The 15,058-nt window shown below is 69.2% G+C and carries 14 protein-coding genes; 7 read left to right on the top strand and 7 right to left on the bottom strand.

Going from position 1 to position 15,058, the window contains the following annotated elements; genetic code table 11:
• Positions 1-70: 70 nt before the first annotated feature.
• The 3 genes from BN1193_RS08545 to BN1193_RS08535 are packed head-to-tail and all read left to right on the top strand — an operon-like array spanning position 71 to position 2,718.
• Positions 71-802 carry a glycosyltransferase family 2 protein gene (locus BN1193_RS08545; RefSeq protein WP_040165443.1) on the top strand — a complete coding sequence of 244 codons (732 nt, stop codon included), beginning with the start codon at positions 71-73 and terminating at the stop codon, positions 800-802.
• Entirely contained in the window at positions 799-1,194 is a 396-nt protein-coding gene (locus BN1193_RS08540) for a DUF2304 family protein (RefSeq protein ID WP_040165441.1), read from the top strand. The genes BN1193_RS08545 and BN1193_RS08540 overlap by 4 nt, the downstream gene beginning before the upstream one ends.
• A gap of 3 nt (positions 1,195-1,197) precedes the next feature.
• On the top strand, positions 1,198-2,718 hold the full coding sequence (locus BN1193_RS08535; protein WP_040165439.1) for a hypothetical protein: 1,521 nt from the start codon (positions 1,198-1,200) through the stop codon (positions 2,716-2,718).
• Here the strand turns inward: BN1193_RS08535 and BN1193_RS08530 are convergent.
• The gene (locus BN1193_RS08530) at positions 2,666-3,568 is read right to left on the bottom strand and encodes a glycosyltransferase family 2 protein (protein WP_230206454.1); all 903 of its coding nucleotides are present in this window, start codon (positions 3,566-3,568) and stop codon (positions 2,666-2,668) included. The genes BN1193_RS08535 and BN1193_RS08530 overlap by 53 nt on opposite strands.
• A gap of 129 nt (positions 3,569-3,697) precedes the next feature.
• Here BN1193_RS08530 and glf point away from each other — a divergent pair, with 129 nt between their 5' ends.
• The gene (gene glf / locus BN1193_RS08525; protein ID WP_040165438.1) at positions 3,698-4,834 is read left to right on the top strand and encodes a UDP-galactopyranose mutase; all 1,137 of its coding nucleotides are present in this window, start codon (positions 3,698-3,700) and stop codon (positions 4,832-4,834) included.
• A 75-nt stretch (positions 4,835-4,909) separates the two neighbouring features.
• On the opposite strand, the gene BN1193_RS08520 is transcribed toward glf, so the two are convergent.
• Entirely contained in the window at positions 4,910-6,820 is a 1,911-nt protein-coding gene (locus BN1193_RS08520; RefSeq protein ID WP_040165437.1) for a glycosyltransferase, read from the bottom strand.
• A gap of 300 nt (positions 6,821-7,120) precedes the next feature.
• Between BN1193_RS08520 and BN1193_RS08515 the strand changes: the two genes are divergently transcribed.
• Positions 7,121-7,927 (top strand): ABC transporter permease, encoded by an 807-nt coding sequence (locus tag BN1193_RS08515; RefSeq protein WP_040165436.1) that lies wholly within the window; start codon positions 7,121-7,123, stop codon positions 7,925-7,927.
• Positions 7,927-8,667, top strand: coding sequence for an ABC transporter ATP-binding protein (locus BN1193_RS08510; protein WP_040165434.1), 741 nt, complete (start codon positions 7,927-7,929; stop codon positions 8,665-8,667). Before BN1193_RS08515 ends, BN1193_RS08510 begins: the two co-directional genes overlap by 1 nt.
• A 7-nt stretch (positions 8,668-8,674) precedes the next feature.
• Here the strand turns inward: BN1193_RS08510 and BN1193_RS08505 are convergent, their stop codons facing one another.
• From BN1193_RS08505 to BN1193_RS08490, 4 genes are read right to left on the bottom strand one after another with little or no spacing between them, the layout of a single operon-like run.
• Positions 8,675-9,328 (bottom strand): hypothetical protein, encoded by a 654-nt coding sequence (locus BN1193_RS08505; protein ID WP_040165432.1) that lies wholly within the window; start codon positions 9,326-9,328, stop codon positions 8,675-8,677.
• Positions 9,328-10,281, bottom strand: a complete 954-nt coding sequence (locus BN1193_RS08500) for a glycosyltransferase family 2 protein (RefSeq protein ID WP_040165431.1) — start codon at positions 10,279-10,281, stop codon at positions 9,328-9,330. Before BN1193_RS08500 ends, BN1193_RS08505 begins: the two co-directional genes overlap by 1 nt.
• Positions 10,282-10,338: 57 nt before the next feature.
• On the bottom strand, positions 10,339-11,637 hold the full coding sequence (locus BN1193_RS08495) for an O-antigen ligase family protein (RefSeq protein WP_040165430.1): 1,299 nt from the start codon (positions 11,635-11,637) through the stop codon (positions 10,339-10,341).
• The gene (locus BN1193_RS08490; RefSeq protein ID WP_040165429.1) at positions 11,634-13,049 is read right to left on the bottom strand and encodes an O-antigen ligase family protein; all 1,416 of its coding nucleotides are present in this window, start codon (positions 13,047-13,049) and stop codon (positions 11,634-11,636) included. Before BN1193_RS08490 ends, BN1193_RS08495 begins: the two co-directional genes overlap by 4 nt.
• A gap of 37 nt (positions 13,050-13,086) precedes the next feature.
• Between BN1193_RS08490 and manA the strand changes: the two genes are divergently transcribed.
• On the top strand, positions 13,087-14,259 hold the full coding sequence (manA, locus tag BN1193_RS08485) for a mannose-6-phosphate isomerase, class I (protein WP_040165427.1): 1,173 nt from the start codon (positions 13,087-13,089) through the stop codon (positions 14,257-14,259).
• A 33-nt stretch (positions 14,260-14,292) separates the two neighbouring features.
• Here manA and BN1193_RS08480 read toward each other — a convergent pair whose 3' ends face one another.
• Complete coding sequence (locus tag BN1193_RS08480; RefSeq protein WP_040165760.1) at positions 14,293-14,883, bottom strand: HAD-IA family hydrolase; 591 nt, start codon at positions 14,881-14,883, stop codon at positions 14,293-14,295.
• Between the last annotated feature and the right edge of the window lie 175 nt (positions 14,884-15,058).

Here is a 15,058-nt window from a genome sequence, read left to right as displayed (position 1 = left end):
ATCAACGCGCGCTCGCGAACCGGTGTGGGTTCGCCCGGATTCTCTCCGACCGCCGATTACACTTGCTCCGATGGCCAGCGCACCCGATCAGAAGATCCTCGTCCTCGTTCCGGCGTGGAATGAGGAACACAACGTCGGCAACACCGTGCGCGAAGTGCGCGCGGCGAGCGCCGACTACGACATCGTCGTGATCGATGACGGATCCACGGACGCCACCGCTCGCGTCGCTCGTGAGGCCGGGGCCACCGTGCTGGCTCTTCCCTTCAACCTCGGCGTGGGCGGCGCGATGCGGGCCGGGTTCACCTACGCGAGGAGGTTCGGTTACCGGCGCGCGGTGCAGGTCGATGCCGACGGGCAGCACAACCCCGAGGACATCGCCGCGGTCATCGGCGGGCTCGAAAACGCCGATATCGCCATCGGTGCGCGATTCGCCGACGTCGGGGATTACAAGGCCAAGGGCCCGCGACGGTGGGCGATGGTCGTCCTCGCCGCCGTCGTCTCCCGCACCGCACACACGCGCCTGACCGACGTCACCAGCGGATTCCGCGCGGCGAACGCTCGCGCGATCGATCAGTACGTGCACTACTACCCGGCCGAATACCTCGGTGACACGGTCGACTCGCTCGTCGCCGCCTTGCACGCCGGACTCACCGTGACTCAGGTTCCCGTCGCGATGCGGCCACGTCAGCACGGCCAGCCGAGCCAGGGGGCCTGGGGCGCGACCGTCTACCTGCTGCGCAGCGTCTTCGCGCTCTCGCTCGCCCTGATCCGGCCGCGACGTGGACTGGAGGAATCGGCATGAGTCCGTACATGATCGCGGGCGTCGTGCTCGCGGTGGTCGTGATCGCGGTCGTCACCATGATGCTGCTCACGCGGCGTCTGCGCGAGAAGTACGCCGTGCTGTGGCTGGTGCTCGGCGTCGTGCTCCTCATCCTCGCCCTGGTACCCGGCCTCCTCCCCGGTCTCACCAGCGCCCTCGGTGTCCTGGTTCCGGCCAACCTCTTCTTCGCCGCCGCCATCGCCACCCTGTTGGGGATCGCGCTGCACCTGTCGTGGGAGCTCTCCGAGAGCGAAGAGGAGGGTCGCCGTTCGGCGGAGCAGATCGCGATCCTCGGTGCGCGGGTGGATGCCCTCGAGCGACGACTGACCGCCGACGACGGCAGCGCGGCCGCCCCCGACGAACCGGCTCGCTGAGACGTGAACCGCCAGAGCCCCGGCTCCGCGCTGTCGTCGGTGCTCCCGGCGACCGTCCTCGCGAGCATCCTCGGTCTCGCGGTCCAGGTGCTCGTGCCGCTCGTGCGCCCCGCCGCGGACTACGTCGATTTCAACCTGTTCTGGAGCACGCTCTTCTTCTGCGTCGCCGCCGGGTCCGGGGTGCAACAGGAGCTCAGCCGCGCTGCCCGCTCCGGCTCCGGAGTGACGCCCCGCAGAGAGCTCGGTCGCTTCGCCGTCGGGACGACGGCGGTGGCCGTCGTCGTCGCGGCCGCGGTGGCGGTCACGGTGTGCCTGGTGGCACTCCCGGAGTCAGCCGTCGCTTTCGCGGTGTGGGTCATCGTCGGGGTCGCGGCTTACGTCGTGCTGGCGACGGCCGTCGGAACGCTCTTCGGCGCTGAGCGATGGCGCGGTGCCGCCGCCGGGATGGTCGCCGACCCGTTCGTGCGCGCCGTGATCTTCGCGGCGGTCGCGGTGGGCGTCGGGGTGTGGTCGTTCGCTCCGTCGACGGCGGCGCTCTACGCCGCGACCGCGGTGCCGTTCGTGATCGCCGCGGCGGCGTTGTGGGCGGTCGCCGTCCGTGCGCCGGGCTTCTCTTTGACGGCAGATCCTCGCACGCTGTGGCGCAACACCACCCACACGGTGGTCGCGGCCGCCGCGCTGGGACTGGTGTCGATCGGACTCCCGCTGCTGGTGCGCCTGGCGGCCTCGGACATCTCGACGAGCGCACTCGCGGGCGCCCTGCTGGTCGTGACGCTCGCACGCGCGCCGCTGGTGAGCCCGGCGCTCGCTCTGCAGAGCTACCTCACGGTGTCGCTGCGGACCGCGGCATCGCGCGGCCGAGTTCCACGACTCGTGCTCGCCGTCGTCGTCGTCGGCGTCGTGCTGGCAGCTCTGGCGATCTGGCTCGTACCGCCCGTGATGGCCGCGCTCGTTCCCGACTACGGGGTGCCGTCGGCGATGTTCATCGGGGTCGTCGTCGGCTCGTCAGCGCTCGTCGCCGCGCAGTGCGTCACCGGCGCCGCTCTGCTCGCGAGAGGCGAACACCGCCGATACACGCTGGGGTGGATCGTCACGGCGGTCGTCGTCGTCGTCGCGGCGTTCGTGCCGTCGCCGTTCGAGACGCGTGTGGGCGTCCTGCTCGTTCTGGGGCCGCCCGCGGGCGGCCTCGTTCACGGGCGGGGCTGCGCCCGTCCCCGCCTCGGGGGCGCGGGGGGGGTTGTTCCGGGGGGTCGCGGCGGGCTCGTCGGCGCTCGCCGCCGCGCGGGGCGCCCCCGGCGCCGCTCTGCGCGCGAGGGGCGAACACCGCCGATACACGCTGGGGTGGATCGTCACGGCGGTCGTCGTCGTCGTCGCGGCGTTCGTGCCGTCGCCGTTCGAGACGCGTGTGGCCGTCATGCTCGTTCTGGGTCCGCTCGCGGGCGTCATCGTTCACGGGCTGGGACTGCGCCGATCAGGCGAAGACGAACCGCGCGAGTCGTGATGCGGCGAGCCACTTCCCACTGAGGATGGCCCCCGGCAGGGCGCTTCCCGCGTTCATGCGGGCGAAGAGCCGGCGTCGCGAGATCCGCGCGGCGCGCGCCCAACCGGCGTCGGCGAGGACCTCGGCGTAGTGGTCGAAGAAGTCTCGCTCCTGCAAGAACCGGGCACCGTCGCGGATGGTGACCTGTGACACCGAGTGGCGGTGGCGGCGATAGCTGAACTCCACGTCGTCGAAGACCACCAACGAGCCGTCCTGCAGAGCGATGTCGAGCAGCAACCCGAGATCGAGCGCGACGGCGAAGCGAGGGTCGAATCCGAGCGGCGCGACGACGTCTCGTCGCCAGAGCAGGGAGGGGAAGTAGGCCCAGTCGGCACGCACGAGGCTTTCCGCGAGCCGCTCGCCGGTGAGGATCACCTGACCCTGCCCATGGGAGCGTGGACGCAACCACGCCTTCACCCGGTCGGGCAACGGCAGGTAGCGACGCCCGTCCGCGTCGATCACGTCCACGCCGCACTGCACCACAGCGGCGTCCGGGTAGGCTCGGCGAACGCGGTCCACGGCGGCCAAGTAGCCGGGAGCCATGAGGTCGTCGCCGCCCATCATGACGAAGTGTGACGCCGTGGCCAGCTCGACGCAGCGGTTGAAATTGCCGGCGACCCCGAGGTTGTGGGGGTTGCGCAGGTACTCGATACGTGGATCGTCGAGGGTGGCCAGCCATGCGCCGACCTCGTCGGACGGATGAGCGTCATCGACGCAGACCAGCCGCCAATGCGGGTAGGTCTGTCGCAGGACACTCTCCACTGAAGCTCGAAGCAGCGCGGCGTCGCCGTAGAACGGGAGCATCACATCGATGCGCTCGGTGAGCTCTTCCACAGTGGCATCCGCTCCTTCCCGGGGCGACCGACAGTGCCGCCCATGATCCTATGTCAGCGAAGTGCCGATCGTCTCGAAGATTCGCCATCCTGCGCAGGTGTCCGAACGTCGCCTCGATAGGATGAGGTCATGGATCTTCTCGTCGTAGGCTCCGGCCTGTTCGGACTCACCATTGCGGAGCGCGCGGCGACCGCCGGCCGCAAGGTCACCATCATCGATCGACGTCACCACGTCGGTGGCAACGCCTACAGCGAGGCGGAGCCGACGACCGGGATCGAGGTGCACCAGTACGGCGCGCACCTGTTCCACACATCGAACGAGACGGTGTGGGAGTACGTCAACCGCTTCACGAAGTTCACGAACTACGTCCACCGCGTCTACTCGACGCACAGCGGTGTCGTCTACCCGCTGCCGATCAACCTCGGCACGATCAACCAGTTCTTCAACGCCGCCTACACGCCGGACGAGGCGCGCGCGCTCATCGCCGAGCAGGCGGGGGAGTTCGACGCCCACTCGGCGCGGAACCTCGAGGAGCGCGGCATCGGCCTGATCGGTCGCCCGCTGTTCGAAGCGTTCATCCGCGACTACACCGCCAAGCAGTGGCAGACCGACGCGAAGGACCTGCCGGCGTCGATCATCAGCCGCCTGCCCGTGCGGTACACGTACGACAACCGCTACTTCAACGACACGCACGAGGGTCTGCCGGTGGACGGCTACACCGCGTGGCTGGAGCGGATGGCCGACCACGACAACATCGAGGTCAAGCTCAGCACCGACTTCTTCGACGAGTCGCAGCCGCTGAACAAGAAGGCCGTCGTCGGTCAGGTGCCGGTGGTCTACACCGGTCCGGTGGACCGCTACTTCGACTACGCCGCCGGCGAGCTCAGCTGGCGCACGATCGATCTCAAGGAGGAGGTCCTGGACATCGCGGACTTCCAGGGCACCTCGGTGATGAACTACCCGGACGCGGACGCGCCGTACACGCGCATCCACGAGTTCAAGCACTTCCACCCGGAGCGCAAGGAGATCTTCGAACAGGAGCGCACGGTCATCCACCGTGAGTACTCCCGCTTCGCCACCCGCGAGGACGAGCCCTACTACCCGGTGAACACGCCCGCCGACCGTGACGGCGTGCTGGCCTACCGCGACCTCACCAAGGACGAGCCGCAGGTCCACTTCGGTGGGCGCCTGGGCACCTACCAGTACCTCGACATGCACATGGCCATCGGCTCGGCGCTGTCGATGTGGAACAACCAGCTGGCCTGATCCGGCGAACACGAAGGGGCGCATCCGATCGGATGCGCCCCTTCGTGTTCCCGCGTCCGCCGTCGGACGGAGGCGTCAGGAGTTGGCGTCGAAGATCTTCTGCCAGCCGTCGGCGCCGGTGAGGTTCGGCATGGCGCGACGGTACTCGGCGGCGAGCTTCGGCCAGCGGCGCCGGATCTTCGCGTGCAGCACGATGCTGTCCCACAGCAGCGAGCGGAACTTCGCGCGGTCGCGGGTGAAGACGTTCTTCCCGGACCCGTCCGCGGCGCTGACGAGGACCGAGTCATGCAGTGGCAGGCGCCACCACTGCGCGTCGCCCTTGCCGAACTCGACCTCGGCCTGCTCGACGTTGGCCGGCTTGGGCTGGTGGAACCAGTGCGAGATCAGGGTCGTCGCGGTGAACAGGCGCAGGCGCATCCCGGTGGGGCTGTCGAACTCGTTGCGCTTGCTCCGCTTGAACACCTGCCGACCGAAGCGGGACCGCATCACGACGCTGCGGTCGCGGTGGGTCACGGTCTCCGGGAACTCGGCGGCGAGAGCGCGCGCGGCCGGCATCGCGGTCGGCAGCGTCTCCCACAGGTGAGCCGGGCCCCGCAGCACGTCCCGCAGCGCCCGGTTGCGCAGCGTCGCGGCGTAGTACTGCATCATCATGAGGTGCTTGAGGTCCACCCGACGGCTGTGCCGGATCAGGTGGCCGCCGTGGGGTGCGTGGGAGTGCATCAGGGCCGCCACGAAGCGGTTGCGGGCGTGGAAGTACGCCTGCCAGTCGATCGAGTCGTCCTTGCCCACCCAGGACACGTGCCACAGCGCGGCTCCGGGCAGGGACACCGTGGTGTACCCCGCGTCGCCCGCCCGCAGGCAGAACTCCGCGTCATCCCACTTCAGGAACAGCGGCAGCGACAACCCGACCTCACGGATGATCTCGAGGGGGATCAGACACATCCACCAGCCGTTGTAGTCGGCGTCCATGCGCATGTGCAGGGTGGGCGTCTGACGGAGGTTCTGCGTGCCGAAGTCGTGCGGCATGACCTCCTGGAAGAGGTTGCGCCACATGAAGGGGTAATCATCGACCACCTCGGCCCAGGCGTGCAGCTTGGGCCGGTCGAGCAGGTCGAACATGTGACCGCCGACGATCGTCGGCTTCGTGGCGTACCGGCCGAACACGATGGACCGGCGCAGGGACTCCGGTTCGATGCGGACGTCGTCATCCAGCAGCTGGATGAAGTCGCTCTCCGGCCGCTGCAGCGCCTCCGTCATCGCACGCGCGAACCCGCCCGAGCCGCCCAGGTTGCCCTGGTCGATGACCTGCAGGGTCTCGCCGAGGCGTGCGGCGACGGCGTCGTAGCCGTCTTCGTCGCGGACCTTCTGCGTGCCCTGATCGATCAGGAACACGCGGTCGATGAGCTCGAGCACCTCGGGCGCGTCCGCGAGAGCGGTGAGCGTCTCGACGCAGTAGTCCGGCTTGTTGTACGTCGTGGTGCCGATCGAGGCCTTGCCGGAGCGCACCGGCTCCTGCTCGGTGGACCACTGGCCACCGCGCAGGATGGTCGCGCTCTGATCGGCGACGACGTCGAACCAGATCCAGCCGCCGTCGCTGTACTGGTCGAGCTTCAGATCGAACGTGGTGCTCGCGGTGCCCGTGACCTCCGCGGTGTGCAGCCGCTGGCGCACGCCGGCGCCGTTGGAGCGGTACACCAGCAGGGTGGCGTCGCCCTCCGTGTGCAGCGTCAGGCGCACGTCGGAAATGGCGGTCCAGTGCTGCCAGTACGACGCCGGGAACGCGTTGAAGTAGGTCCCGAACGAGACGCGGCGTCCGGCGACCACGCGAACCGCGTTGCGGCCGAGCACGTTGCCCAGGTGCGCGCGGGCGGACATCCGGACGGATTCCTCGTCGATCGAGGACCAGGTCTCGGCGTCCGCGTAGAGCGGGAGGAGGTCCGGGTCGCGGTCGATCGGGAACACGACGTTCTGAAGGATGTGCGTCACGTTGCTGACTCCGTGGGGGTGTTGCGTCAGCGCCGGTCCGGTCGGATCGGGCAGGGCGCGGCGCCGGAGCGCGTGAGCCGAGGGCCAGCCTACCGGCGCACTCCGGGGGACGGCTGAGCGCGTCCGGTGAGGCTCGAAGCCGGGGCGATCGCCGTCCCCGAGGCCGGGGAGGACACGGGCGCTCACGCAGGCGGGTTCGCGGTGTCGAGCGCATAGACTCGGTGCCATGTCTCGCACGCCGTCTCCGACGCCTCTGCGGCGTCCGAGTCGGGGCGATGCCGCTCGAAGGTCCGCCGCCTGATGCGGCTCGGCCCCGCCCGGACGACGCCCCGCGAGTACCTGCACTCGCTGTGGCTGCTCTCCGCCCGCGATCTGCGGGTGCGGTACGCCACGAGTGCGCTCGGTTACGTGTGGTCGGTGCTCGACCCGCTCGTGATGTCCCTGATCTACTGGTTCGTCTTCACCCAGGTGTTCCACCGCCGCGGGGTCGGCGAGGACCCGTACATCGTCTTCCTCATCATCGGTCTGCTGCCGTGGGTGTGGTTCAACACCGCGGTGACGGACTTCACTCGCGCGTTCACGAAGGACGCCAAGCTCGTTCGGTCCACGGCCATTCCGCGCTCCATCTGGGTGAACCGGGTGATCGTGAGCAAGGGCGTCGAATTCCTGTTCTCCCTTCCGGTGCTGGCCGCGTTCATCATCGTGGCCGCGGTCGTCTCGCCCGGCAGCGTGCACATCGGGTGGGGCGCGCTGCTGTTCCCGGTCGCGATCGTGCTGCAGGCGCTGCTGCTGGTCGGCCTCGGTCTGCTCATCGCACCGCTGTGCGTGCTGTATTCGGACCTGCAGCGCACGACGCGACTCATCCTGCGCGCCACGTTCTACGCCACGCCGGTGATCTACAGCGTCAATGACCTGCCCGGAGCGTTCGGGCACATCGCCGCGTTCAATCCGCTGGCCGGGATCTTCACCCTGTACCGGATGGCACTGTTCCCGGACCAGTGGAACACGTTCAGCGTCGTCGTCGCGGTGATCGAAGTTCTCGTGCTGCTGGTCTTCGGCGCCTGGGTCTTCCGCGCGCTCGAGCGCACCGTGCGGAAGGAGCTGTGATGGACGCGACTCCCGCCATCGAGGTCCGTGATCTCGGCATCCGCTTCCGCCGCAGTCGACGGGGCAGACGCAGCCTCAAGGACCTCTTCGGCGGCGCGAAGCGACGCGCGCGGCCGGGGGAGTTCTGGGCTTTGCGCGGGGTGTCCTTCACCGTGCAGCCGGGTGAGGCCATCGGCGTCGTGGGTCGTAACGGCCAGGGCAAGTCGACACTTCTGAAGCTCGTCGCCGGTGTGCTCCTGCCGGATGAGGGGCAGGTCGATGTCAATGAGGGTGTGGCTCCGCTGATCGAGCTCACCGGGGGCTTCGCCGCTGATCTGACCGTCTCCGAGAACGTGCGCCTGATGGCCGGACTGCACGGGATGCGCCGCGAGCAGATCGCGGAGCGGTTCGATGACATCATCGCGTTCGCCGAGATCGGTGCGTTCCGGGAGACCCCGTACAAGCACCTGTCGACGGGCATGAAGGTGCGCCTGGCGTTCTCCGTCGTCTCGCAGCTGGACGAGCCGATCCTCATCGTCGACGAGGTGTTGGCCGTCGGCGACAAGGCGTTCCGCGACAAGTGCTACGCGCGGATCGATGAGCTGCTGGCACAGGGGCGGACGCTGTTCTTCGTCAGCCACAACGAGCGCCACCTGCGACGGTTCTGCACGCGCGGGCTGTACCTGGACGGCGGTGCGCTGGCGATGGACGCGCCGATCGGCGAGGTGCTGGACCGCTACAACGCCGACTACGGCACCTGAGCGCGGATCAGATCCCGGCGATGTCGCGCAGGGCCAGCAGCTTCGTGCGGGCGTCCGCGATCGCCGCGGTGGTGTCGCCGCCGTCCTTCACCGTCGCACTGACCTGCTCCAGCGCAGTGATGTAGGCGTTCGCCGCGGCCCGCCACTGGTCGGTGAGATCAGCCGGGGACGCCGCGTCATGCAGATTGTTGGCGTCGATGATGAGGCCTTCGGCGATCTGCGCGGCCACGCTCGGCTGCGCCGTCATCAGGTCCAACCCCTGGGAACCGTCATCCAGCCACGGTCCTACCGTGGCACGGAAGGTCTCCACATCCGGCAGGTCGACCGGCGGCGTCGGCGCCGTCGTGGGCGCCGTCGTCGCGGTGGGCGCCGGCGTCGGGTCAGTGGTGGCCCCCGGCGTCGCGGACGGCGAAGCGGACGCGGTCCCCGTGGCGGCGGGGGAGGACGTCGAGGTGGTCGGCGTCGGGGTGGGATCGACGGCGTCCTGGTTCGGGAGGACGAACAGCCACCAGATGGCGCCCCCGACGGCACCGATGACGAGGAGGATCAGCACCACGACGAAGATCGCGCGCCCCACCTTGGGCTTGCGCTTCTCCGGGAAGACCCACTGCGGCTGCGGCTGCGGTGCCCCCTGCTGCGGCGTCTGCGGGTCCTGGCTCATCAGTCCTCCAACGGCGGCATCGGCTGCCACGCCTTGTCGCGGGCGATCGCGCGCCCGTCACGGATTCCACGGAACAGATTGCTCGTGCCGCGGACGGTGCGCTCGACGAACGTCAGGCGGATGAGCTCCTTGGCGAACGTCAGCGCGGAACCGAGCGCGAACCGCACCGGCTTCAGTGCGCCGTGCGCAGCGAAGTAGTGCCGCATGATCGCCCGGTTGCGCATGATGTAGTACCGGTACATGTCGCTGGAGGCATTGAGGTGCCGCACGCCCATGTCCCACTGCTTGATCTCGCGGGTGCGGCGCAGGACGAACTCGTTCACGATCACCGAGGTGGTCTTGCGGGACGCGAGCCATCCGTAGACCGCGTCGTCCCAGTAGATGAAGAACCGCGGGTCGGGCAGTCCGACCTGGCGCACGATGTCGCGGTGGATGAACATGCCCTCGAAGCAGCCCGAGTTCATCTCCTTGAAGCCGGACGCGTCAAAGCCGGCCGGAGCGAACGGGATCGGGATGCCCAGGGCGATGGACTGCCGGTACTGCCAGTAGAACTCACTGCCGTCGAAGTCGTAGCGCCGCCCCTGGATGCTGCGGAATCGACCGCTCCATGCGCCCATCCGCGCCAGGCCGTCCGGAACGACCTCGACGTCGTCGTCCATGACCCACAGCCAGGTCGAACCCAGTTCGTACGCGGTTTCCATGCCGGCGCTGAAGCCACCGGAGCCGCCGGTGTTGGTCTCCAGGCGGCGATAGACGATCTCGGTGCCGATGCTCGCGCGGAAGGCGTCGATCACCTCCGCCGTGTCGTCGGAGGAGGCGTTGTCGATGATGACGACGTGGCCCGGTTTCGGATCCATCGCCTCGATCGAGGTGAGCAGCCGCCGCAGGAGTCCGGACCGGTTGTAGGTGACGACCACGATCGTCGCTGATGCCGGATCGAACGGGTCGGGCATGCTCGGATCTCCTGTGGGTGGAACACGACGGAGCGAGTGCGCCGCCGAGGGTAGAGCCTACCCTGCCGTGGTCTGAGGTCCCGGGGTACGCACCGCGTCCACGCGCTCCCGCCAGGACCGCGACTGGCCCGCGCGCACCGCGACGAGGACGAGCATCATCCAGCCGAGCCCGGCCAGGGTGAAGCTCTCGAACAGGGAGTCCACGAGAAGCGTCACCAGGACCAGGGGCGTCCAGGCGTACAGCACCGAGCGTCGCTCGGTGGCGACGAACCACGAGCGCACCAGCGCCACCCCGCACATCAGGAGGAACAGCGCCAGACCCACGGCGCCGAGCTGGAGCAGCACGTCCATGTAGGCGTTCAGCGCGGACGCATGGTTCTCGCCGGAGGTGTTGATGGCGTTGTACGGGAAGGCGGGGTCCTCCGGCCGCCACGGTCCGCGCCAGCCCCACCCCTGCCACAGGCGGGGGCCGATGTAGGGCAGCATCGAGCGCCACAGTTCCGCCCGGACGCCGAAGTCGCTGCCGGCGTCCAGGATCGCGGTGATCGGTCGGCGCAGCACCCAGAGGGCGACCAGGCCGATCACGACCGTCGTGCCGAGGAGGATCTGAACCGTGCCGCGGCGGGCGGCCGGGGCGTGTCGGACGAGCGCGAGCGCGCCCGTGGACAGCGCCACCGCGGCGGCGAGCACGATCACGGTGGGAGAGGAGGACAGGGCCGCCATCCCACCCCCGAGGATCAGCGACGCGACACCGAGCCCGCGCCCGATGGACTGCGTGCGCAACTCGATCACGAACGTGATCAGCGCGATCACCGCCACCAGGCCGAGCAGGTTGCGGGTGCCGAACAGGCCCTGGATCGGACCGCCGAACGCGATGTCGCCCTGGATGCCGAGGAACGGGAAGGGCATGTCCAGCAGGATGCCGGAGAGGATCTCCATGCCCAGCGAGAGGACCAGCAGCAGGCGCAGCACATCGCCGAGCGCACGGACCGTCTGCAGCGTGTCGCGTACGTGCGCGATCACGACCGCCAGGAGCCCGTAGCCGACCAGCGCCAGCCAACTGGCCGGGGACTGACCGTTGCCGGTCGGGAAGAACAGGCTCACCCCGGCCCAGCCGACCAGCAGCACGACGGTCGTCGGCACGATGCGCAGGGGGGAGAGCTCGGCGCGCCGGACGATGAGGATCGCGATGCCCAGCAGGCTGAGCGCGGTCACCATGGTCGCGAGCGTCACCAGTCCGGCGGTGTGCTCGATCGCGAACGAGCCGAACGTCACGCCGAACGCCGCCAGCGCGTAGGCACGCGCCATCTCGGCGGAATCCAGCAGCGTCACCAGCCGGTGACGCACGCCGCTCATCGTGGTGGACGCGGCGCCAGGCCGCGCTCGATCGTCTGCTCGTCCGCGCCGACGCCGATGATCGGTGCGAGCTTGATCTTGAAGGAGAGGGTCACCACCAGGAGCCACCCCCACACCATCACCGGATTGGACTCGGTGATGCCCTGGACGAGCAGCACGGTCAGCAGCAGCGTCGGCAGCACGCTCAGCCGCGCGTAGGGCCGGTGCGCGTCGGCGTCCCAGCGGGGACGGTCCACGGCGAAGAACCAGGCGCGCCAGAGCAGGGCGAGGAAGACCACGGCGATCACCACGATGCCCACGAAGCCGAGCTGGAAGAACACGTCGACCCACATGTCGTGCGCCTGCATCACGAGCTCATCGTGATCGGTGATCCGCGGCTCGAACCCGGGCATCGTGGGAACCCACGGGCTGGCGAACCCCCACCCGAGCACGGGGCGCTGCCACGCGTGCGCGAGGACCTGTTCCCAGATCGGTCCGCGCCCGGTCAGGCTGTCCGAGCGCCCGAGCGCGCCGAAGATGGCGTCCCGGAAGACCACCGCGATCAGTGCGGCCACCACGCCCACCAGGGTGAAGCAGGAATAGGCGAGCGTGCGCTGTCCGGGCCGCCGCGTCGCGCGCATGATCAGGATCGTGAGGAGAACCACCACCGCCGCCGCGAGGCTGAGCAGCGCGGTCGCCGAGCCGGAACGCCAGAGCAGGAACAGCGCCAGCACGATCCACGCGACCAACCAGCCGCGACGCTTCGTCTTTCCGGCGAGGCGGACCGCGAACACGAGGACCGCGATGACGCAGATCATCGCCAGCAGGTTGGCGTTGCCGACGATGCCCTGGATGCGGCCGTCGCTCAGGAGGTTGTCGCGCGACCAGTACAGCTGCGGGTCGATCTTGCCGGACGGAGCCGTCACGAACGGCGGGAGGATCGGGGTGCGGATCACGACGCTGACGAACAGTTCGAACAGCAGCGACAGGCCCAGCGCCCACTTCAGTGCCGAGGCGATCGTCTTGACGAGCTCGCGCCAGCTCAGCATGGAGGCCAGGAACAGGCCGTTCACGGTGGTGACGACCAGCCCCGTCCAGGTCAGCAGCGTCAGCGCCGGCCAAGCGGTCCAGAGCAGGCTGAGTCCGGCCAGCAGGACGTAACCGATCGCCGCCCAGGGCAGACGCCGCCACGGGAACGGATCGTCCAGGCGATGCCGGACGATCCGCGGGATCCACCACCCCAGCGTGCCCAGGGTCAGCAGGATGAAGACCACCGCGGCGCCGGCGGTGGTCAGCGCGTGATCGAGCGCCGGCGCGCAGAAGAACGCGAAGGTGAGGATGATGGCGTGCGCGCGCAGCAGCAGTCGTCGCGACGATTCGCGGGCGGGCGCCTGTGGGGGCGCCGCGATCGGGTGTCGCGTGTACTCGGCCATCGTGAGTTCAGGGTAGCGCGGGACTAGGCTGTGGGCCGTGCTGGAGACGATCACGAACACCCCGCGCGACTACGCCTGGGGCTCGCATACGCTGCTGGCCGGGCTCGAGGGACGACCCGCATCCGACGCGCCGGAGGCCGAGGTCTGGTTCGGCGACCACCCCGGCTCGCCCGCTGTGCTCCCCGACGGTGAGACGCTGCCCGAGCTGGAGGACCGACTCGGCCTGCCGCACCTGCCCTACCTGCTGAAGCTCCTGGCCGCGCAGACGCCCCTGTCGATCCAGGTGCACCCGACGCTCGAGCAGGCTCGCGTCGGGTTCGCCGCGGAAGCGGACCTCGCCGCCGACAGTCCGGAGCGCAACTATCGCGACGCGAACCACAAGCCGGAACTGATCGTCGCCCTGAGCGATCGTTTCGAGGCCCTGTGCGGTCTGCGTCCGGTGTCGGACACCCGGCGCCTGCTGGATGTCCTCGGCGGACCGGACGCGTTCGCGCAGCTGCGCGCGCACCTGTCCGGGAGCGATGACGCGCAGGCCCTGTCCCAGACGATCGGGTGGCTGCTCTCCGGAGCGGCCGCGGACACGGTCGCGGAGGTCTCCGCCGCCCTCGCGGCCGCCGACGCGGAGGGGGAGTACGCCGGCACGGTCTCCGCCGGCGCGCGGATCGCGGCCCTGTACGCGGGGGATCCGGGCATCGTCGTGGCGCTGCTGATGAACCACGTCGTCCTCACGCGCGGGCAGGCCGTGTATCTGCGAGCCGGCCTCCTGCACGCGTACCTGTCCGGCCTCGGCGTCGAGATCATGGCCGCCAGTGACAACGTTCTGCGCGGCGGCCTGACTCCGAAGCGCGTCGACGTCGCCGAACTGCTGTCTCTCCTGGACAGCGAGCCCGGACCGGTCGCGATCCGCGAGGCGGTGCCCGATCCGACTTCCCCCGGCGTCCTCACCTACGGACCGGGAGTCGGGGACTTCGCGCTCGCGGTGGCCCGCCCGGACGGCGGATCGCTCACGTTCGACGGGGCCGGCCCGACGATCTTCCTCGCGACCGCGGGGAAGGTTTCAATCGCCGCGGACGATCACCGCGTGGACCTCGTCCCCGGGGGCGCGGCGATCCTTCTGGACGAACCCGGCGCGGTCCGCATCGCCGGTGCCGGCGAGGTCTTCATCGCCACTCCCGGCAGCGACCGTTCCCAGCGGGGGAGGAGTGCGTGAACCTGCACGCCGCTGGGGCGGTCGCCGCGTCGCTCAAACCCTGACACCCGTCGCGGTGAGCCGAGCTCGAAGCCCCTCGACTCCCTCGAACAGATGGGTGTGCATCGAGAGGCTGTCGGCACCGACGAGTTTCGACGCGGAGTCATCGGTGAAGAAGACCTCATCCGGTGCCGCATCAAGGGCTTCGCAGACGTGACGGAAGGCACGCACATCAGGCTTTGCGAAGCCGATGTCGGCGGAGTTGAAGATCGCATCAAATCTCTCAGCGATGCCCAACGCAGCGACCTCCGCGGGGATGGTGTCCGTACCGTTTGTGAGCACCGCCGTCCGCAGGCCAAGGCTTCGCACTTCGCCGGCCAGCTCCAGGACGGCGACGTCGAGGTATGCGGGTTGGGATCCCCACTCTTCGGCAGCGAGGACATCACCGGCACGGTCACCGACCTGGCGGATCCACTCGGCTCGGGAAATCCGGCCGGTCGTCACCGCATCGATCAACGGTCTTGCGAAGGCGATGCCTTCGAGCGTCCCGCCGGGCAGTCCGTGTCTGCTCTCCACGTCGGCCGCATACTGCGGGTCGAAGTGTCGGATGACGCCGTCGAGGTCGAACAGGACGACGCGGATCATGCGGTGATTCTTCCACTGATCGCGCAGGTTCTCCGGCAGTGCCGACCTGTCGATCAATTCGACATCCGCCGCAGACGCCCGCCGATTCGCGGTGACCACGATCATCTGCGGCAGCCCGTTCGCGTCGAGCTCCTGACTCGGGTCCGACAGTGACCGTTAGGGAACCGCGACACGC

The sequence above is a fragment of the Microbacterium gorillae genome (genome assembly GCF_000826185.2).
GTDB lineage: Bacteria > Actinomycetota > Actinomycetes > Actinomycetales > Microbacteriaceae > Microbacterium > Microbacterium gorillae.
Note: the sequence above shows the minus strand (reverse complement) of the source record. Positions and strands in the feature narration are given on the sequence as shown.